The organism is Streptomyces sp. CNQ329 (genome assembly GCF_000482585.1).
In genome coordinates this window covers 156,001-174,679 of the sequence record NZ_AXVU01000010.1, presented here as the reverse complement: position 1 = coordinate 174,679, position 18,679 = coordinate 156,001, and the positions used below count along the sequence as shown (strand labels likewise).

At 72.7% G+C, this 18,679-nt stretch carries 18 protein-coding genes; 3 read left to right on the top strand and 15 right to left on the bottom strand.

The window, feature by feature from the left end; all coding sequences use genetic code 11:
* Nucleotides 1–611: 611 nt before the first annotated feature.
* A complete protein-coding gene (locus I003_RS0109760) occupies nucleotides 612–2,093 on the bottom strand; it encodes a hypothetical protein (RefSeq protein WP_027771367.1) in 1,482 nt (493 codons plus the stop codon).
* Nucleotides 2,094–2,363: 270 nt separating this feature from the next.
* Here I003_RS0109760 and I003_RS0109755 point away from each other — a divergent pair, with 270 nt between their 5' ends.
* The gene (locus I003_RS0109755) at nucleotides 2,364–4,199 is read left to right on the top strand and encodes an endonuclease/exonuclease/phosphatase family protein (protein WP_027771366.1); all 1,836 of its coding nucleotides are present in this window, start codon (nucleotides 2,364–2,366) and stop codon (nucleotides 4,197–4,199) included.
* Here I003_RS0109755 and I003_RS31770 read toward each other — a convergent pair.
* The 14 genes from I003_RS31770 to I003_RS0109685 form a co-directional block, all read right to left on the bottom strand.
* Nucleotides 4,189–4,980 (bottom strand): EI24 domain-containing protein, encoded by a 792-nt coding sequence (locus I003_RS31770; protein WP_037720471.1) that lies wholly within the window; start codon nucleotides 4,978–4,980, stop codon nucleotides 4,189–4,191. The genes I003_RS0109755 and I003_RS31770 overlap by 11 nt on opposite strands.
* Nucleotides 4,981–5,041: 61 nt before the next feature.
* Nucleotides 5,042–6,265 (bottom strand): hypothetical protein, encoded by a 1,224-nt coding sequence (locus I003_RS0109745; RefSeq protein WP_027771365.1) that lies wholly within the window; start codon nucleotides 6,263–6,265, stop codon nucleotides 5,042–5,044.
* A complete protein-coding gene (locus I003_RS0109740) occupies nucleotides 6,262–6,831 on the bottom strand; it encodes a SigE family RNA polymerase sigma factor (RefSeq protein ID WP_027771364.1) in 570 nt (189 codons plus the stop codon). Before I003_RS0109740 ends, I003_RS0109745 begins: the two co-directional genes overlap by 4 nt.
* 174 nt (nucleotides 6,832–7,005) lie before the next feature.
* Entirely contained in the window at nucleotides 7,006–7,998 is a 993-nt protein-coding gene (dapD, locus tag I003_RS0109735) for a 2,3,4,5-tetrahydropyridine-2,6-dicarboxylate N-succinyltransferase (protein ID WP_027771363.1), read from the bottom strand.
* Nucleotides 7,999–8,141: 143 nt separating this feature from the next.
* The gene (locus tag I003_RS0109730) at nucleotides 8,142–9,125 is read right to left on the bottom strand and encodes a CU044_5270 family protein (protein WP_486584152.1); all 984 of its coding nucleotides are present in this window, start codon (nucleotides 9,123–9,125) and stop codon (nucleotides 8,142–8,144) included.
* Entirely contained in the window at nucleotides 9,118–9,729 is a 612-nt protein-coding gene (locus I003_RS0109725) for a sigma-70 family RNA polymerase sigma factor (protein WP_027771361.1), read from the bottom strand. Before I003_RS0109725 ends, I003_RS0109730 begins: the two co-directional genes overlap by 8 nt.
* 177 nt (nucleotides 9,730–9,906) lie before the next feature.
* Nucleotides 9,907–10,242, bottom strand: coding sequence for a metal-sulfur cluster assembly factor (locus I003_RS0109720; RefSeq protein WP_027771360.1), 336 nt, complete (start codon nucleotides 10,240–10,242; stop codon nucleotides 9,907–9,909).
* On the bottom strand, nucleotides 10,239–10,691 hold the full coding sequence (gene sufU, locus I003_RS0109715; protein WP_027771359.1) for a Fe-S cluster assembly sulfur transfer protein SufU: 453 nt from the start codon (nucleotides 10,689–10,691) through the stop codon (nucleotides 10,239–10,241). The genes I003_RS0109720 and sufU overlap by 4 nt, the downstream gene beginning before the upstream one ends.
* Nucleotides 10,692–10,707: 16 nt before the next feature.
* Entirely contained in the window at nucleotides 10,708–11,964 is a 1,257-nt protein-coding gene (locus I003_RS0109710; protein WP_027771358.1) for a cysteine desulfurase, read from the bottom strand.
* Nucleotides 11,961–12,725 carry a Fe-S cluster assembly ATPase SufC gene (gene sufC / locus I003_RS0109705; protein WP_027771357.1) on the bottom strand — a complete coding sequence of 255 codons (765 nt, stop codon included), beginning with the start codon at nucleotides 12,723–12,725 and terminating at the stop codon, nucleotides 11,961–11,963. Before sufC ends, I003_RS0109710 begins: the two co-directional genes overlap by 4 nt.
* 7 nt (nucleotides 12,726–12,732) lie before the next feature.
* A complete protein-coding gene (locus I003_RS0109700) occupies nucleotides 12,733–13,068 on the bottom strand; it encodes a non-heme iron oxygenase ferredoxin subunit (RefSeq protein ID WP_027771356.1) in 336 nt (111 codons plus the stop codon).
* Nucleotides 13,065–14,246 (bottom strand): Fe-S cluster assembly protein SufD, encoded by a 1,182-nt coding sequence (gene sufD, locus I003_RS0109695; protein ID WP_027771355.1) that lies wholly within the window; start codon nucleotides 14,244–14,246, stop codon nucleotides 13,065–13,067. The genes I003_RS0109700 and sufD overlap by 4 nt, the downstream gene beginning before the upstream one ends.
* 75 nt (nucleotides 14,247–14,321) lie before the next feature.
* Nucleotides 14,322–15,773 carry a Fe-S cluster assembly protein SufB gene (gene sufB, locus I003_RS0109690; protein ID WP_027771354.1) on the bottom strand — a complete coding sequence of 484 codons (1,452 nt, stop codon included), beginning with the start codon at nucleotides 15,771–15,773 and terminating at the stop codon, nucleotides 14,322–14,324.
* Nucleotides 15,770–16,531 carry a helix-turn-helix transcriptional regulator gene (locus tag I003_RS0109685; RefSeq protein WP_027771353.1) on the bottom strand — a complete coding sequence of 254 codons (762 nt, stop codon included), beginning with the start codon at nucleotides 16,529–16,531 and terminating at the stop codon, nucleotides 15,770–15,772. The genes sufB and I003_RS0109685 overlap by 4 nt, the downstream gene beginning before the upstream one ends.
* 181 nt (nucleotides 16,532–16,712) lie before the next feature.
* Here I003_RS0109685 and I003_RS0109680 point away from each other — a divergent pair, with 181 nt between their 5' ends.
* Together I003_RS0109680 and I003_RS0109675 are read left to right on the top strand one after the other, a co-directional pair.
* Complete coding sequence (locus I003_RS0109680; RefSeq protein ID WP_027771352.1) at nucleotides 16,713–17,648, top strand: ABC transporter ATP-binding protein; 936 nt, start codon at nucleotides 16,713–16,715, stop codon at nucleotides 17,646–17,648.
* Nucleotides 17,649–17,804: 156 nt separating this feature from the next.
* The gene (locus I003_RS0109675; RefSeq protein ID WP_027771351.1) at nucleotides 17,805–18,596 is read left to right on the top strand and encodes an ABC transporter permease; all 792 of its coding nucleotides are present in this window, start codon (nucleotides 17,805–17,807) and stop codon (nucleotides 18,594–18,596) included.
* The last annotated feature ends 83 nt before the right edge of the window (nucleotides 18,597–18,679 follow it).

Here is an 18,679-nt window from a genome sequence, read left to right as displayed (position 1 = left end):
GCGCCCTTGACGCCGGACGCAGGCCCGACAATCAAAGAGCGGGGTGGCCCGGGGGGAGCCCCCACGACACCGCCCCACCCCGACACCGACACCACCGCACCCGCCCCCGTCACGGACGGGCACCCACCCCGACGCCGGCACCCCCGTACACCGGCCCACCCCACGCATCACCGCCCACCCCGACGCGTACCCCCGTACACCGGCCCACTCAGCGAACCACCGTTCCGCCCGACCCGTACCCCCGCACCCGCTCCACCCACCACGCCGGCCAGCCGCCGACACCGGCGACCGGGCCCACTGTCAGAGCAGGCGCATACCCTTGGGCGGGCGTGAGGGGACGTACGGTTCTGCGCGGACAACGACCGTCCGCCGACACCGACCCCACCGATGCCCACCCCCGTCACGGACCGACGCCCACCCCTTCGCGGACCGAACCCCACCCCTTCGCGGACCGAACCCCACCCCTCACGGCCCGGCGCCCACCGCCTCACGGACCGCCGCCCGCCCCGTCACCGGCCCCACTGCACAGCACCCCCACCCACCCCGCACATCGCGGCCCCTGAGGCCCCACGTGCCGAATGTTCCCGCGCGTCGCGCCGGCCCGCGCGGCGTTACGCCGTGGGCCGGGAGCGGGCCTTGAAGGCCGCCTTGCGGGCGTCCTTGGAGACCTGGCGGTCCGGGTGGAGACGGCCCATCGCCTCCAGCACCTCCGGCGTGGCCGGGTGGTCCACGCGCCAGGCGGCGGTGAAGAAGCCGCGGTGCATGCCCACCAGATGCTCCACCAGCTCACGCAGTTCGGGGGTGTCGTCCCGTAGCCCGCCCAACTGGGCGGCGACCGTGTCCACGGCCAGCCAGAAGATCATGTCCTCGCTGGGCTGCGGCACCCCGGGGACGCCGCGCTCGGTGAGCCAGACGCGCGCCAGACCGCCCAGCTCGCGGTCGTGCAGGACGTCCCGTACCGCCGGCTCCGCCTCGGCGCCGACGACGGCCAGCGCCTGCTGGCAGGCCAGCCGGCGGGCGGGGGCGCGGTCGTCGGCACCGCGGGCGGCGTCGAGGAGCGCGGCGGCGGCCTCGGCGGGCTTGCGGTTTTCCAGCCAGGCCTCCGCCTCCGTCTGGGCGACCTGGTCGGGCAGCCGGAGCAGGGCGTCGAGGAGGACGTAGGCGTCCTCGCCCGCCAGTTCGCCGACGAGCGGGGCCGCCAGGCCGTCGGCGAGCATCCGCCGACGCAGCGCGTACAGGCCGAGGGGGGTCAGGCGCACGACGCCGTAGCGGGACACGTCCTCGTCGTCGCCGCCGTCCTCGGGGGCGTCCGCTGCCGGCGCGGTGCCGGCGGCTTCGAGCAGGATCTCCTCGGCCACCGGACGGTACGACACCACGCCCACCGGCTCCAGCATGCGGAACTGCTCGTCGAGCCGCAGCACCGCCTCCGAGACCTCGGCGAGCACCTCGTCGGTCGGCTCGTCCATGTCGTCCGGTACGACGAGGGAGGCGGCCAGCGCCGGCAGCGGAACGGCACCTCCGGCGCCGGGGCCCTCCATGGCGGTGAGCAGGTACAGGTTGCCGAGCGCGCCGTCGAGGAAGTCCGCGTCGGCCTCGGGGTCCCAGTCCAGCCGGTCGAGGTCCGGCTCCTCGCCCGCGGTGATCTGCTCCACCAGCGCGCTCATGTCCGGCAGCGCGGCGTCGGACAGCACGCACTCGCAGGCCGCCGCCCATAGTTCCAGCACGTCGGCGGGCGCGCCGGCGGTGATCAGCCGCAGGTCCGCACTCGGGGCCGCGGTGCCCAGCTCCTCGTCGCCCTCCTCCGGCGCGGTCACGTCGACCAGGCCGACGTCCACGGCGATCCGCCACGCCTCGCCGGCGACGGCCCGCGCCTCGCCGTCGTCGTCCGCGCCCTCCTTCAGGCCCAGCTCCGCCGCGGCCTCGCGCACCTCGGCGTCGGGCAGCTCGCCCCCCGCACCCACCCGCAGCCCGGGACCGGCCCAGCGGGCCAGCCGCACGGCCCGCGCGAAGAGCGGCGCGGACAGCGCCTCCCGTGCCAGCTCCGCCTCAGCGGGCAGCCGGACGGGCGGCAGGACGGTGCGGTCTGCGGTCATCGACAACTCCGAAGACTGGGGATCAATCGGACGCAGCCCAAGGGTAGCCCCCGCGGGGCCGTGCGGCCGAAGACGCCGTTCGGGCGGGCCGCGCTCCCGGTGTTTGCTCCGCGTTCCTTGACAACGCCCGTACGCGCGCACGAGATTGACGCGCGTAGACGTACAGACCTTCGTCTCCGCCGCGCTCCGGTCCGTCCCCGCCCGGCGCCTGCCCCGAACTAACCCGATCTGACCCGCATGACCCGCTCTTGTCCCGTCCCGGAGGACACCATGCACCGTCGCGCCCGCCCTGTCCCGTACGCCGTCGCCGCCGCGCTCGCCGCCGCCCTGCTCGCCGCACCCGCCGCCGGGGCCGTCGGCACCGCGGGCGGCGACGGACAGATACGCATCCGCGATATCCAGGGCGATACCCGGATATCCCCGCTCGCCGGACAGCGGGTGGCCGGCGTGCCCGGCACCGTCACCGCCGTCCGTGCCTTCGGCTCCGCCCGCGGATTCTGGGTCCAGGACACCGCGCCCGATGCGGACCCGGCCACCAGCGAGGCGGTCTTCGTCTTCACCGGCTCCACGACCCCCGGCGTCGCGCCCGGCGACGCGGTCGAGGTCTCCGGCACCGTGACCGAGTACTACCCCGGCGGCGAGGACGCCGGGCTGCAGTCCGTCACCGAGCTGACCGGCGCCACGTGGACCGTCCTCTCCTCCGGCAACCCGCTGCCCGGTGCCTTCGTGCTGCGGGACGCCACCGTCCCCGCCCGATTCGCCCCCGACGCGGACGGCGGCAGTATCGAGGGCCTGCGGCTGCGCCCCGGCTCGTACGCGCTCGACCGCTACGAGTCGCTGGAGGGCATGCGGGTCGCGGTGCGCGACGCCCGGGTCGTGGGGCCGACCACGTCCTTCAACGAGTTGTGGGTGACCACCGAGCCCGCGCACAACCGGACCGCCCGCGGAGGCGTGCTGTACGCCGGCTACCGCGACCCCAACGGCGGCCGGCTCAAGGTCACTTCACTCCTCCCGTTCGCCGAACGCCCCTTCCCCGTCCTGGACGTCGGCGACCACCTCGGCGGCACCACCGCGGGCCCCCTGGACTACGACCAGTTCGGCGGCTACGAGTTGCAGGCCACCGCCCTCGGCACCGAGCGGCAGACCGGCCCCGGCCGCGAGTCGGCCCGCCCGCAGCGGGACGCCGAACTCGCGGTGGCCACGTACAACGTGGAGAACCTCTCCGCCCGCGACGGCGCCGCGAAGTTCGACCGGCTGGCCCGGGGCCTCGTCGACGGCCTCGCCTCCCCCGACATCGTCGCCCTGCAGGAGGTCCAGGACGACAACGGCGCCACCGACGACGCCGTGACGAGCGCCGACGCCACCCTGCGCTCGCTGACGGACGCCATCGCCGCCGCCGGCGGACCCGCGTACGAGTGGCGCCAGATCGACCCTGCGGACGACGCGGACGGCGGCCAGCCCGGCGGCAACATCCGCGTCGCGTTCCTCTACGACCCCGAGCGGGTGTCCTTCACCGACCGCCCCGGCGGCGACGCCACGACGCCCGTCACGGTCACCGGCGACGGCGGCGCCCCGGCGCTGTCCGCGTCCCCGGGCCGTATCGCCCCCGGCGACGCGGCCTGGAACGACAGCCGCAAGCCGCTCGCCGGCGAGTTCGTCTTCCGCGGTCGCACGGTCTTCGTCGTCGCCAACCACTTCAGCTCCAAGGGCGGCGACCAAGGGCTCGACGGCCGCTTCCAGCCGCCCGCCCGCGGCTCGGAGGAGCAGCGGATCGCGCAGGCCGCCGCCGTCAACGAGTTCGTACGGGACGTGCTCGCCGTGGACCGTGACGCCCGCGTCGTCGTCGCCGGCGACATCAACGACTTCCCCTTCTCCCCCGCCGTGGAAAGGCTGACCGCCGGCCGCGCGCTGGTCGACCTCGTCAACGGACTACCGCGCGCCGAGCGCTACGGCTACGTGTTCAACGGCAACTCCCAGGTGCTGGACCACATCCTGACCAGCCCCGCACTGGCGGCCCGCGCGGATTACGACATCGTGCACCTCAACGCGGAGTACGCCGACCAGGCCAGCGACCACGATCCCTCGGTGGTCCGGCTCAGGCCCTGACCGGCGGCGGACCGGGGGCCGGCGCCGGGCCGGCGGCCGGCACGTCGTCGCCGACCAGGTGGCGGGCGAGCAGCGTCGCGCCCGCCACCGCCCCCGGCATCACCACCACCGCGGCCAGCGGCACCAGGAACAGCAGCACGATCGGCACCCCGAAGCCGAGCGCGAGCATCTTGTGCCGGCGCAGCAGCGCCAGCCGCCCGCGCACGTCGAACCCCCGGCGCTGCAGGGCGAACGACGTCAGCTCGACGGTGAGGAAGAAGCCGGCGACGGCGAAGCCCAGCGCGGGCACGACCGTCTGCCCGAAGAACGGGACGAAGCCGAGGAAGAACAGCGGCACGGTGAACAGCAGCGCCCGCGACAGCACGTGGACGCTCTCCTTCAGCGACCGCCACAGCCCCGGCAGCAGCGGCTCGTCCGGGCCGGGCGGGCAGTGTCCCGCGTCCTCCTCGACGCGCGCCGACAGGGCCTCGTAGAACGGGTCGCCGATCAGCAGCGCGACGGCCGTGAACGTCAGCAGCGCCAGGCCGATGCCGCCGAGCAGCAGCAGCGCCATGAACAGTCCGCGCAGCAACCCCGGCCAGGGCGAGTCCCAGTCGTCGGCGAAGGGCGTGGCCCACACGGCGAGGTCGTCGGCCCAGTACGCGAGGGCGGCGAGGGCGGCGGCGTAGAGGACGAGCGCGAGGAGCGCGGGCACGAGGCCGAGGACCCACGACCGCCCGTGCCCCGCGACCCAGCGCAGCCCTTTGCCCACGTAACCGAACCCGGTGGTGAAGTCACGCATGCCCGCAACCCTAGAGGGTCGCGGGCATGCGTGGCGGTGCGGCCGGGTACGGACCGGCGGCTCAGCGCTCGGTGAACTCCGGTTCCCAGCGGCTCAGGTCGGCGTCATTGCCGGAGCGGGCGGCGGAGAGCGGGATCACCTCGTCTCCGTCGAGGCTGATGAGCACGAGCCGGTTCTTGAACTCGTTCTCCTGGCAGACCCCCGGGTCGCAGCCCCAGGCGATCAGCCGTTCGTCGTCGGCCCAGGCCAGAAGCTGCTGACCCGGCACCTTCGCGACGCGCTTGCCCGTGCGGGAGTCGAGCACCTCGGAGGCGATCTCGTGACCCTCGCCGGCGAAATCGCCGCCGACCAGGCGGCCGTTGGGAGAGAGGCCGGCCTCCGGGTACGAGACGTGCTTCTCCTGCGGCGGCGCGTCCGCGTGCTCACCGGACAGGTCGTAGTAGCGGCGGCCGGACTGGAACGGCCAGTGCTCCCAGAGCATTCCGCCGTCGCTGTTCCAGCGCAGATCCTCGCGGCCGGTCATGCCGGCCATCCCGTGGTCGGGATCGTCCACGAACGGCAGCGCGGTGTAGGCGGAGTCGCCCGAGGCCACGTCGACGACGTAGAAGCCGGTGCGGCTGCGCTTGGCGCCCGGCACCTTGTCCTCGTTCAGCCAGACCGGGGAGTCCTTGAAGCGGCCGTCGGGGTTGAGCGAGTAGGCGGTGGCCAGCAGCCGTTCGCCGTCCGGCGAGAACTCCACCGAGCCCACGCCCTCGCCGTCGACCGGGATCCACCGCTCCACCTCGCCGGAGGCCAGGTCGAGCAGGCCGATACGGTCCGCGGGCAGGTCTCTTTCGAGGACGGCCGCGGTCCGCATGCCGGGGGCGACGTCGATCCAGGCCCAGTCGGTCTCCTCGTACCGCCCGGTGCCCGGGTCGTACAGGTGCCACGTGCGGCTCTTGATGGTGTCGCCGCCGGGCAGCTTCTCGGTCTCCCAGGTGTGCCACGCGGACAGGGCCAGGTCGCCGGCGGCGATCAGTCCCCGCGGCGGCGACTCCCCCGGGCGCCCGATCACGTCCTCCTGCGGGATCGCGGCCGGCGTTCCCCCGCCGGATCCGGGCACCGCCAGGGGCACGGCGACGGCCACCGCGACGACGGCGGCCACGGCCGCCGCGGCGCCGGTGAAGCCCTTCACGCGGCGCCTGCGCCGCGTTCTCAGCACCCGCCCCGCCAGTCCGGGGTCGGGATGCGCGTCCGACTCCGCCATGTGGTGCAGCGACCGGCGCACCAGCTCCTCGACCTTCACGGTTTGACCTCCGTCAACTGCTCTGCGCGTACGGGTTCGGGGGTGTCGGGCGGGTCGAGGGCGAGGGAGGCCAGCTCCGGGGACACGGCGCGGAGTTTGTCCAGCGACCGCCGCGTGGTGCTGCGTACGGTGCCGACCGAGATGCCGAGGAGGGCGGCGACCTCGCCCTCCGGCAGATCCTCGTAGTAGCGCAGCACGAGCATCGTGCGCTGTCGCGTGGTCAGCCGGCGCAGTGCCCGCGCCATGACGATCCGCAGCTCCGCGTCATGCACGGGGTCGCCGCCGGCCGCCGCCCTGCCAGGCTCCGGCGGCTCGGCGACGACCTGCTCTCGGGACCGCCAGCGCAGCCGCCAGCGGCTGATCTGCTGGCGGTAGAGCACCTGGCGGACGTACGCCTCCGGATCGTCGATGCGCTGCCAGCGCCCGGCGGCCTTGATCAGCGCGTTCTGCAGCAGATCCTCCGCGGCACCGCGGTCGCCCCCGCTCAGCAGCAACGCCGTTCTGAACAGCACGCCGGACCTGGACTCCACGAACTCGTGGAAGCCGGCTTCGCTCGCCGCGTCCATCTCCTCTTGCCTCTCCTTCGTCCCGGGTCACCCTGCCCCTGTAGACGCCTCCCGCGCACCGCCGCTATGCCGCGGAACGCGGAAAACCCGCCGGGCACGGCGACGTGCCGTGCCCGGCGGGCTCGTGGAGGGGGGAAGGGCAGGTCCGCGGGGGGACGAGCCGGCCGCCCCGCGTCAGTTGGCGTGCAGCGCGGCGTTGAGGCCGCCCCACGAGCCGGAGCGCTGGCGGGCCTCGACCGCGCCGGTGGTGGAGTTGCGCAGGAAGAGCAGGTTGCTCGCGCCGGACAGCTCGCGGGCCTTGACCACGGCGCCGTCCGGCAGCGCGACCTTCGTACCGGCGGTGACGTAGAGGCCGGCCTCGACGATGCAGTCGTCGCCGAGCGAGATACCGACGCCTGCCTGGGCGCCCAGCAGGCAGCGCTCGCCGAGGGAGATGACGTCCTTGCCGCCGCCGGAGAGCGTGCCCATGATCGACGCGCCGCCGCCGACGTCCGAGCCGTCGCCGACGACGACGCCCGCGGAGATCCGGCCCTCGACCATGGAGGTGCCGAGCGTGCCGGCGTTGAAGTTGACGAACCCCTCGTGCATGACGGTCGTGCCGGCGGCGAGGTGTGCGCCGAGGCGGACGCGGTCGGCGTCGCCGATGCGGACGCCGGAGGGCAGCACGTAGTCGACCATCCGCGGGAACTTGTCGAGGTGGGTGACCTGGAGATGCTGCCCGGCCGCGCGGACCGCGAGGCGCACCTCCTCGATCCGGTCGGCGGCCACGGGGCCGTGGGAGGTCCAGGCGACGTTGGCCAGCAGGCCGAAGATGCCGTCGAGGTTCTGCCCGTGCGGGCGGACCAGCCGGTGGCTGAGCAGGTGCAGCCGCAGATACACGTCGTGCGCGTCGGCCGGCTTCTCCTGCAGCGAGGAGATCACCGTGCGTACCGCGACGACCTCCACCCCGCGCCGCGGGTCGGGGCCCAGCGCCGCCCGCGCGGGCTCACCGAGCAGCTCGGCCGCCCGCCCGGCGGTCAGCCGCTCGGTGCCCGCGGGGCCGGGATCGTCGGCCAGCGCGGGAGCCGGGAACCAGGTGTCGAGGACGGTGCCGTCGGGGGTGACGGTGGCCAGGCCGGTGGCCGCGGCGCCGGTGGGGAGGGTGGTGGAGGTCGCTGCGTCGGTCATACCCGAACGCTAACCGCCGCCCGGCACGGGAGGCGAACCGGTCCGCATGGCGACACGGGCACGCCCCGGCGCGGAGGGCCGGCGGCGGGCCGGCCGCCGCGGCGGCCCGGGGTGCTCCAGCCCTGGGCCGCACACGGCGTCCCTCAGGGCCGGACGCCGTCGCCGTCCACCAGGGCCGTCTCGAGGACCGCGGTCGCGATGACGACGTCTCCCTTCTGCCACCCGGGGTCGGCAGCGCCCTCCAGATCGCTCCCGGCTTTGTCGTCCACAGCCACGTACTGCTTGCCGAGGTAGGCGTACGTCACGGGATCGAGCAGCACCTCGACGCGCAGCGTGTCGAACACGTGGCTGCCGTCGAGGTAGAAGGAGAGAGCCGGCCGTCCCGCCGCATCCTCGACGGTATGGTCCCGCACGCGCACGTCCGGAATCGTGGCCATGGCGTTGTAGACCCGTGCCTGGCCACCGGGGTGCATCGGCGCCGAGGCGAGCAGCGAACTCAGCGACCCGAAGTCCCAGGGGGCCCGCTCCTGCGGGCTCTGCCCGGCGCCGGGGTCCGGGGAGTCGGGACGCCCGCCGCTCTCGGGATAGAACCAGCGCGCCTTCTGCAGCACCTGCTCGGGCTCCTCGGGCAGCGCGGCGAGATATTCGAAGCGCTCCCGCGGGGAGTGGTCGTCGCCCTCGTTCCAGTTCTCGAACTCCGGATCCGCGTACTTCACCCAGGAGCTTTCAGGACGCCGTGGGTTCACCCCGGTGATGTTCACCTCCATGCTGTGGGCGTACACCCAGTCCTCCGGCTCCGGCTGCGGCACCGGGTCGTCGGCGACCTCGGCGGCGGCGGCCCGCAGCAACTCGGCCGCCTCCTGGGTCACCGGAGCCGCCGCCGACACCTGGCCGGCGCCCTCCTGCGGCGTGGCTTCACCGCCGCCCACATTCGTCGACAGCAGCGCCACCGCCGTGACGCCCGCCGCCACCGCTCCCGCCACCACGCGCCAGTCCCCCGGCAGCGGCAGCCGCCGCCGCCTGCGACCTGCCGCGTCGAGCAGCCGGCGGCGGCCGGGGGCGAGCCGGGCGCGGTCGGGGGTCGGCGCGTCCTCGCGCCACTCGCGCAACTTCGTCATCTCATCCATGGGTGGCCGCCTCGGGTGCGTCGTTCGTGAAGTGGGGATCGGGCCCGAGGGCCGCGCGCACTTTGCGCCGGGCCCGGCTCAGCCGGGAGCGGACGGTACCGACGGGGATGTCCAGTGCCTCGGCCACCTCCGTGTACGTGAGGTCGGCCCAGGCCACGAGCAGCAGCACATGCCGGTCGCCGGTCGCCAGCCCGGCGAGTGCTCCCGCGAGGGGCGCGTGGGCGGCCTGGGCGACGAGCCGGTCGTCGGCCTCGTCCACCCAGGAGTGGGCCACGGGGTCGACGCCGGTACGGGCCAGGGCGCGCAGGCCCCGTACCTCGGAACGGCGGTGCCGGCCGATGAGGTTGGCGGCGATGCCGTAGAGCCACGGCCGGGCGCTGGCCCGGCCGGTGTCGAAGCGCCCGCGGGCACGGAAGGCGGCCAGGAAGGTCTCGGCGGTGATGTCGTCCGCCGCGCCGGAGCCGAGCCGGCGGGTCGCGTAGCGGTGGATGGCGGGGGCGTACCGGTCGTATAACTCGGCGAAGACCTCGGGCCGGTCCAGCGACTCCTCGATCACGGCGGCGTCGCCGTCGACGAGGGGCGAGACGTCGTGCGGGGGTTCCACGCATCTCTCCGGGATGTCGTGCGGCGGGTCGGTCACTGGGCGGTCCCCGTTCGGAAAGAGGTGGCGGAACCTGTCACCTGTTGTTGCCCGAGGGCCGCACACGCGTTCTCGGCACTTTCCCGCAGAAACGCCGCAGGCCCGCCCCGGGCGAGCCGGTGCGGGCCTGGTGAGGGTTGCTCAGACGTTGAAGCCCAGCGCGCGCAGTTGCTCGCGGCCCTCGTCGGTGATCTTGTCGGGACCCCACGGCGGCATCCAGACCCAGTTGATCTTCAGGTCGTTGACGATGCCCTCGGTGGCGGCCTTCGCCTGGTCCTCGATCACGTCGGTCAGCGGACAGGCCGCCGAGGTCAGCGTCATGTCCAGGGTGGCGACGTTGCCTTCGTCCACGTGGATGCCGTAGATGAGACCGAGGTTGACGACGTCGATGCCCAGCTCGGGGTCGACGACGTCGTACAGCGCCTCGCGGATCTCGTCCTCCTCGGCGGGCTTCGTCGTCACGTCGGTGTCCGTCATGCTGCGGCCTCCTTCAGCGCCTGGGCCGTGGCGTCTTTCCACGCCATCCAGGACAGCAGGGCGCACTTCACGCGCGCCGGGTACTTCGAGACGCCGGCGAACGCGACCGCGTCCTCCAGCACCTCCTCCATGGCGTCGTCCGGCTCGATCCTCCCACGCGACTGCATCAGCTCCAGGAACTGCTCCTGGATCCGCTGCGCCTCGGCCAGCTCCTTGCCGACCAGCAGCTCGTTGAGCACGGAGGCGCTGGCCTGGCTGATGGAACAGCCCTGGCCCTCGTACGAGACGTCCTCGATGGTCCGTCCGTCGAGCTTCACGCGCAGCGTGATCTCGTCACCGCAGGTCGGGTTGACGTGGTGCACCTCGGCGTCGCCGTCCCGCAAGCCCCGCCCGTGGGGGTGCTTGTAGTGGTCCAGGATGACGTCCTGGTACATCGAATCGAGCTTCACGCTGTTCCCACGCCCTTCAGCCGAAGAAGTTCCGGACGTACTCCAGGCCGTCGACCAGCGCGTCGACCTCGCCCGGGGTGGAGTACAGATAGAACGACGCCCGCGTGGTCGCAGGAATTCCGTACCGCAGACAGACCGGCCGCGCGCAGTGGTGGCCGACCCGGACCGCGATGCCCTGCTCGTCGAGCACCTGGCCGACGTCGTGCGGGTGGATGTCGCCGAGCGTGAAGGAGATCGCGGCGCCGCGGTCCTCGGCCGAGGTCGGGCCGATGATCCGCAGGTCCGGGACCTCCTGCAGCCTTCCGAGCGCGTACTCGGTGATGGCCCGCTCGTGCGCCTCGACGGCCGCCATGCCGATGCCACTGAGGTAGTCGACGGCGGCGCCGAGGCCGGCGGCCTGGGCGATCGGCGGCGTGCCGGCCTCGAACTTGTGCGGCGCCGGGGCATAGGTCGAGGAGTGCATCGAGACGGTCTCGATCATCTCGCCGCCGCCGAGGAACGGCGGCAGGTCGTCCAGCAGCCCCTTGCGGCCCCAGAGCACCCCGATGCCGGTGGGGCCGGCCATCTTGTGCCCGGTGAAGGCGACGAAGTCGGCCTGCAGCGCCTGCACGTCCAGCGGCATGTGCGGGGCGGCCTGGGAGGCGTCGACGACGACCAGCGCGCCGACCTCCTGGGCGCGGCGGACGATGGCCTCGACGGGGTTGTGCGTGCCGAGGATGTTGGAGACCAGCACGAAGGAGACGACCTTCGTCTTCTCCGTGATGACCTCGTCCAGGTCGCTCAGGTCGAGGCGCCCGTCGTCGGTGAGGCCGAACCACTTCAGCTTCGCGCCGGTGCGCTGCCCGAGCAACTGCCACGGGACGATGTTGGAGTGGTGCTCCATCTCCGTGATGACGATCTCGGTGTCGCGGTCCACACGGTACGGCTCGTCGGCGAAGCCGAGCATGTTGGCCACGAGGTTCAGTGACTCGGAGGCGTTCTTGGTGAAGACGACCTCGTCCCGGCTGGGCGCGTTGATGAAGGCGGCGACCTTGTCGCGGGCGCCCTCGTAGAGCGCCGTGGCCTCCTCGGCGAGGACGTGAACGCCGCGGTGCACGTTGGCGTTGTGCCGCTCGTAGTACGCGCTCAGCGCGTCGAGCACCTGGCGCGGCTTCTGCGAGGTCGCCGCGTTGTCCAGGTACACGAGCTTCTGCCCGTCATGGACCGTGCGGTCCAGTATCGGGAAGTCCTTGCGGATCGCCTCGGTGTCGAGGAGGCCCGGCAGTGAGGTCACGCGGATGCGCCGCCCTTCACGTAGGCTGCGTAGCCCTCTTCCTCCAGCTTGTCCGCCAGCTCCGGGCCGCCGGACTCGGCGATCCGGCCGCCCGCGAAGACGTGCACGTGGTCGGGCTTGATGTAGCGCAGGATGCGGGTGTAGTGGGTGATCAGCAGGGTGCCGACCTCGCCGCTCTCGCGGATCCGGTTGACGCCCTCGGAGACGATGCGCAGCGCGTCGACGTCCAGGCCGGAGTCGGTCTCGTCGAGAATCGCGATCTTCGGCCTGAGGAGTTCGAGCTGAAGGATCTCGTGGCGCTTCTTCTCGCCGCCGGAGAAGCCCTCGTTGACGTTGCGCTCGGCGAAGGCGGGGTCGATGTTCAACCGCTCCATCGCCTCCTTGACCTCCTTGATCCAGGTGCGGAGCTTGGGGGCCTCGCCGCGGATGGCGGTGGCGGAGGTGCGCAGGAAGTTGGAGACGGTGACGCCGGGGACCTCGACCGGGTACTGCATGGCGAGGAAGAGGCCGGCGCGGGCGCGCTCGTCGACGCTCATCTCCAGCAGGTCCTCGCCGTCGATGGTGACGGACCCGGAGGTGATCTGGTACTTGGGGTGGCCGGCGACGGAGTACGCCAGGGTGGACTTGCCGGAGCCGTTGGGGCCCATGATGGCGTGGGTCTCGCCCTGCTTCACGGTCAGGTCGACGCCCTTGAGGATCTCCTTCGTGGCGTTGTCGGCCTCGACGGAGACGTGCAGGTCGCGGATTTCAAGCGTTGCCATGGTGCCTTCAGGACTCCTGGGTGACGGAGACGAGCACGTCGTCCCCTTCGATCTTGACGGGGTACACGGGGACGGGGCGCGTCGCGGGCAGCCCGGAGGGCTTGCCGGTACGCAGGTCGAAGGTGGAGCCGTGCAGCCAGCACTCGATCTGGCAGTCCTCCACCTCGCCTTCGGAGAGCGAGACGTTCGCGTGCGAGCAGATGTCGTAGATGGCGAACACCTCGTCCCCGGTCAGGACGACCGAGACCGGCGTGCCGTCGATTTCCACCCGCTTGGGGAGGTCCTCCTCCAGCTCGCTCAGCGCACAGGCGCGCACGTACGTCGCGTCGGTCGTGTCGGTCATGCCACGGACGCCTCCAGCTCGGCCTCGATCTTCTCGATCAGGCGCTGCTCGACGTCCTCGATGCCGATCTGCTGCACCAGCTCGGCGAAGAAGCCGCGGACGACCAGCCGGCGGGCCTCGTCGGCCGGGATGCCGCGGGCCATCAGGTAGAAGAGCTGCTCGTCCTCGAAGCGGCCGGTGGCCGAGGCGTGGCCCGCACCGACGATCTCGCCGGTCTCGATCTCCAGGTTGGGCACGGAGTCGACGCGGGCGCCGTCGGTGAGCACCAGGTTGCGGTTCAGCTCGTAGGTGTCGGTGCCCTCGGCCGCCTTGCGGATCAGCACGTCGCCGATCCACACGGCGTGCGCGTCCGTGCCCTGGAGCGCGCCCTTGTACGCCACGTTGCTGCGGCAGTGCGGGGCGTCGTGGTCGACGAACAGGCGGTGCTCCTGGTGCTGGCCGGCGTCGGTGAAGTACAGCCCGTACAGCTCGGCCTCGGCGCCCGGACCCGCGTAGTGCGCGCGGGGGTGCAGCCGGACCAGGTCGCCGCCGAAGGTGACGACGACGGACTTGAAGCCGGCGTCCCGGCCGATGAGCGCCGACTGCTGCGCGACGTGCACGGCCTCGTCGGCCCAGTCCTGTACGGAGACGACGGTGAGCTTGGCGCCGTCGCCGAGCACGTACTCGGTGTTCTCGGCGAGCACCGCGTCGCCGGTGTGGTCGATGACGACGACGGCCTCCGCGAAGGCGCCCAGCTCGATGAGCTGGTGCCCGTAGGACACCCCGCCCTCGCCGTGCACCGAGACCCGGATGGGCTCGGTGAGCTGCGTGTCCTTCGGCACGGTCACGACCGTGGCCTTCTCGAACGACGAGTACGCCTGGGCGGCGATCCGGTCCACCGGGGTGCCGGCCCGGCCCAGCCGGGCGTCGTCGCGGCCGACGGTCTCGACGGTGACGCCGTCGGGCGCGGTGATGGCCACCTTGGGCTCGCCGGTGGGGGTCGCGCTGCCGTCGTGCAGGCCGCGGATCCGCTCCAGCGGGGTGAAGCGCCACTCCTCCTCCCGGCCGTGCGGGACCGGGAAGTCGGCCACGTCGAAGGACGGCGGGGCGCTCATCCTGGTGGCGACGGTGGACTCGGCGGCCACCGCGATGCTTCCGGCGGCGGTGGAGCCGGCCGGGATCTTCTGGGCGTCGGCCATGACTGTTCTCGTACTCGCTTTCTCGATGAATCGTCTCGGAGGCTGTTCCGGCCTGTTCCGGCGGGGTGGGGCCGGCTAGCCGACCGCGCCCTCCATCTGCAGTTCGATCAGCCGGTTGAGCTCCAGCGCGTACTCCATCGGCAGCTCCTTGGCGATCGGCTCGACGAAGCCGCGGACGATCATCGCCATCGCCTCGTCCTCGGACAGGCCGCGCTGCATCAGGTAGAAGAGCTGGTCGTCGCTGACCTTGGAGACGGTCGCCTCGTGGCCCATCGTCACGTCGTCCTCGCGGACGTCGACGTACGGGTAGGTGTCCGAGCGGGAGATCGTGTCGACCAGCAGCGCGTCGCAGAGCACGTTGGACTTCGAGTTCTCCGCGCCCTCGCCGATCTCGATCAGGCCGCGGTACGAGGTCCGCCCGCCGCCCCGCGCCACCGACTTGGAGACGATGTTGGACGACGTGTTGGGCGCCATGTGCACCATCTTGGCGCCGGCGTCCTGGTGCTGGCCCTCGCCGGCGAAGGCGACGGAGAGCGTCTCGCCCTTGGCGTGCTCGCCCATCAGGTAGATCGCCGGGTACTTCATGGTGACCTTGGAGCCGATGTTGCCGTCGACCCACTCCATGGTCGCGCCCTCGTAGGCCACCGCGCGCTTGGTGACCAGGTTGTACACGTTGTTCGACCAGTTCTGGATCGTGGTGTACCGGCAGCGGGCGTTCTTCTTCACGATGATCTCGACGACCGCGGAGTGCAGCGAGTCCGACTGGTAGATCGGCGCGGTGCAGCCCTCGACATAGTGCACGTACGCACCCTCGTCGACGATGATCAGCGTCCGCTCGAACTGGCCCATGTTCTCGGTGTTGATCCGGAAGTACGCCTGGAGCGGGATCTCCACGTGCACGCCCTTGGGGACGTAGATGAACGAGCCGCCGGACCACACCGCGGTGTTGAGGGAGGCGAACTTGTTGTCGCCGGGCGGGATGACCGTGCCGTAGTACTCCTTGAACAGCTCCGGGTGCTCCTTCAGCGCCGTGTCGGTGTCCAGGAAGATGACGCCCTGCTCCTCCAGGTCCTCGCGGATCTGGTGGTAGACGACCTCCGACTCGTACTGCGCGGCGACGCCGGCGACCAGGCGCTGCTTCTCCGCCTCGGGGATGCCGAGCTTGTCGTACGTGTTCTTGATGTCCTCCGGCAGGTCCTCCCAGGACTGGGCCTGCTTCTCGGTGGACCGGACGAAGTACTTGATGTTGTCGAAGTCGATGCCGGAGAGGTCGGAGCCCCAGGTGGGCATGGGCTTCTTGCCGAACAGCCGCAGGCCCTTCAGCCGGGTCTTCAGCATCCAGTCGGGCTCGGACTTCTTGTCGGAGATGTCCCGGACGACGTCCTCGGACAGGCCGCGCTTCGCGGCGGCACCGGCCGCGTCGGAGTCGGCCCAGCCGTACTCGTAGCGTCCCAGGCCTTCGAGCTCGGGATGCTCCGGGGCGGCGGCGTTCGCCTCGGTGGAGGCAGAGGCGGTGGGCGCAGTCATGCGGGGTTCCTCCCGGATGTCGGTGGCTGCCTGCGGGCGTGGTGCCCGCTGATTTCGGGGACGAACGTCGTACACACCCCGTCGCCATGGGCGATGGTGGCCAGACGCTGCACATGGGTGCCGAGCAAGCGGGAGAAGACCTCGGTCTCCGCCTCGCAGAGCTGCGGGTATTGCTCGGCGGTGTGCGCCACCGGGCAGTGATGCTGGCAGAGCTGCTCGCCGGGGGCGCCGGGCGCGCTGCGCGCGGTGGCAGCGTACCCGTCCCCGGAGAGCAGCCGGGCGAGTGCCTCGACCCGGCTCTCGGGCGGGACGCCGGCCAGCTCCGCGGCGTACCGCTCGGCCTGCTCGGCGACCCGGTTGCGGGCGAACGCGGCGACGGCCGCCTCGCCCCGCTCCCCGCCGCCCGCGCTCTGGGCGATCCAGCGCAGGGCGTCGGCGGCGAGCTGGTCGTACGCCTGGTCGAAGGCGTCCCGGCCGCAGTCGGTCAGGGCGAAGACCTTGGCCGGCCGGCCTCGCCCGCGGGCCCCGTAGACCCGCTGGTCGCGCGGTTCCACGATGCCCTCGGTGACGAGTGCGTCGAGGTGCCGCCGGACGGCGGCGGGAGTGAGTGCGAGCCGGTGGGCCAGGTCGGCTGCCGTCGACGGGCCGTGGTCGAGGATGGAGCGGGCCACCCGGTTACGCGTCCCGTCCCCGGGCACGGCAGCACCGGCGGCCGGCCCGGCCGCCTGGTCCTTCGCGGTGCTCGCACCCGGGTCCACGTTTTTCACAACGCCATTGTTGCTTAATTCACCGGGGCGGGACAAGCCGGGTCGTGATCACCGCGTGGTGGAATACATCACTTAGGGTTACCTAAGTCCCGCTCGGACTCCGCGCACCCCCTGGCGTGAACCCTCCCGGGGCGGCGCCGGCCGCGCCCGCGGGCTCTCTAGACTCGCACACATGCAACAGCCCTCCAGGGACGCGGCCGTCGCGGTGTCCGGCCTCGTCAAGCGGTACGGCGGGAAGACCGCCGTGGCCGGTCTCGGCCTCACCGCCGCCCGCGGCGACGTCACCGCCGTCCTCGGCCCCAACGGCGCGGGCAAGACGACCACCGTAGAAATCTGCGAGGGCTACCGCCGGCCGGACGCCGGCACCGTCCGCGTCCTGGGCCGCGACCCGCTGGCCGACGCCGCCGAGCTGCGGCCCCGCGTCGGCGTGATGCTGCAGCGCGGCGGTGTCTACCCCGCCGCCCGGGCCGAGGAGATGCTGCGGCACATCGCCCGCCTGCACGCCCACCCCCTCGACGTCGTCGCCCTGATCGAGCGGCTGGGGCTCGGCTCCTGCGGCCGTACCCCGTACCGCCGGCTCTCCGGCGGCCAGCAGCAGCGGCTCGCGCTGGCCATGGCCGTCGTCGGCCGCCCCGAGCTGGTCTTCCTCGACGAGCCGACCGCCGGCCTCGACCCGCAGGCCCGCCGCGCCACCTGGGAGCTGATCCGCGAGCTGCGCGCCGACGGGGTGTCGGTGGTGCTCACCACCCACCACATGGACGAGGCCGAGCAGCTCTCCGACAAGGTCGCGATCATCGACAGCGGCCGGCTGCTGGTCGACGGCACGCCGGAGGAGCTGTGCCGCGGCGGCGCGGAGAACACCATGCGCTTCACCGGCCGTCCGGGACTCGACCTCGGCTCACTGCTGAAGGCGCTGCCACCGGAGACCGCGGCGCTGGAACTGGCCCCGGGCTCGTACCGGATAAGCGGCGAGATCAACCCCGAGCTGCTGGCCACGGTCACGACCTGGTGCGCACAGAACGGGGTGCTGCCGGAGCAGATGACGGTGGAGCGGCGCACGCTGGAGGACGTCTTCCTGGAGCTGACGGGGAGGGATCTGCGCTCGTGAACCGGACCACCCGGGGGTACGGGGGTCGCCCCCCGGAAGACCACAGCCTGGAGCTGACGGGGAAGGACCTGCGCTCGTGAACCGGACCACCCGGGGGTACAGGGGTCGCCCCCCGGAAGACCACAGCCTGGAGCCGACGGGGAAGGACCTGCGCGGATGAGTGCTCGGCAGGCGGGGACCGGCGTCTACGTGCCGCGCCCCGGGGCGGCGCCGCTGTCCCGCATGGTCGCCGCGCAGGCGGGTCTGGAGACCCGGCTGCTGCTGCGCAACGGCGAGCAGGTGCTCCTCACGATGATCATCCCGGCGGTGCTGCTGCTGCTCTTCAGCACGGTCGACGTCGTCGACACCGGCCCCGGCGAGCGCGTGGACTTCCTCGCCCCCGGCGCCGTGGCGCTCGCCGTCATGGCCACCGCCTTCACCGGCCAGGCCATCGGCACCGGCTTCGACCGCCGCTACGGCGTGCTGAAGCGGCTCGGCGCCTCGCCGCTGCCGCGCGCCGGGCTGATGGCGGCGAAGGCGGCGGCGGTGCTGGCCACGATCGCGCTGCAACTGGTGCTGCTGACCGCCATCGCGCTGGCGCTCGGCTGGTCCCCGCGCGGCGGGGCCGGCGGTGCGCTCGCCGTGGTGCTGCTCGTCGGACTGGGCACGGCGGCGTTCTCCGGCCTCGGGCTGCTGATGGCGGGCACGCTGCGGGCGGAGGCGACGCTCGCGGCGGCGAACCTGGTCTTCGTGCTGCTGCTGGTGGCCGGCGGCGTGATCGTGCCGCTGGAGAAGTTCCCCGACGGGGCCCGCGCGGTGCTCGACGTGCTGCCGGTCGCGGCGCTCTCGGAGGGGCTGCGGGACGTCCTCCGGGACGGGGGCGGCATCCCGTGGGGCGAGCTGGGGCTGCTGGCCGGCTGGGCGGTGCTGGGGCTGGCGGCGGCGGCGCGGTTCTTCCGCTGGGAGTGACCCGGCGCGCCGCAGGGATCACGGGCGTACGGGAACGTCCGCCTCCCCCTCGTGAAACCGCGCACAAGGGGCGGCATACGATA

Coding starts and splice junctions, on each gene's coding strand:
- I003_RS0109755 (WP_027771366.1), top strand. CDS start 2,364: ATGCACCGTCGCGCCCGCCCTGTCCCGTACGCCGTCGCCGCCGCGCTC.
- I003_RS0109700 (WP_027771356.1), bottom strand. CDS start 13,068: ATGACCGACACGACCGACGCGACGTACGTGCGCGCCTGTGCGCTGAGC.
- I003_RS0109680 (WP_027771352.1), top strand. CDS start 16,713: ATGCAACAGCCCTCCAGGGACGCGGCCGTCGCGGTGTCCGGCCTCGTC.
- sufD (WP_027771355.1), bottom strand. CDS start 14,246: ATGGCCGACGCCCAGAAGATCCCGGCCGGCTCCACCGCCGCCGGAAGC.
- I003_RS0109740 (WP_027771364.1), bottom strand. CDS start 6,831: ATGGACGCGGCGAGCGAAGCCGGCTTCCACGAGTTCGTGGAGTCCAGG.
- I003_RS0109720 (WP_027771360.1), bottom strand. CDS start 10,242: ATGACGGACACCGACGTGACGACGAAGCCCGCCGAGGAGGACGAGATC.
- I003_RS31770 (WP_037720471.1), bottom strand. CDS start 4,980: ATGCGTGACTTCACCACCGGGTTCGGTTACGTGGGCAAAGGGCTGCGC.
- I003_RS0109730 (WP_486584152.1), bottom strand. CDS start 9,125: ATGGATGAGATGACGAAGTTGCGCGAGTGGCGCGAGGACGCGCCGACC.
- I003_RS0109760 (WP_027771367.1), bottom strand. CDS start 2,093: ATGACCGCAGACCGCACCGTCCTGCCGCCCGTCCGGCTGCCCGCTGAG.
- I003_RS0109675 (WP_027771351.1), top strand. CDS start 17,805: ATGAGTGCTCGGCAGGCGGGGACCGGCGTCTACGTGCCGCGCCCCGGG.
- sufB (WP_027771354.1), bottom strand. CDS start 15,773: ATGACTGCGCCCACCGCCTCTGCCTCCACCGAGGCGAACGCCGCCGCC.
- dapD (WP_027771363.1), bottom strand. CDS start 7,998: ATGACCGACGCAGCGACCTCCACCACCCTCCCCACCGGCGCCGCGGCC.
- sufC (WP_027771357.1), bottom strand. CDS start 12,725: ATGGCAACGCTTGAAATCCGCGACCTGCACGTCTCCGTCGAGGCCGAC.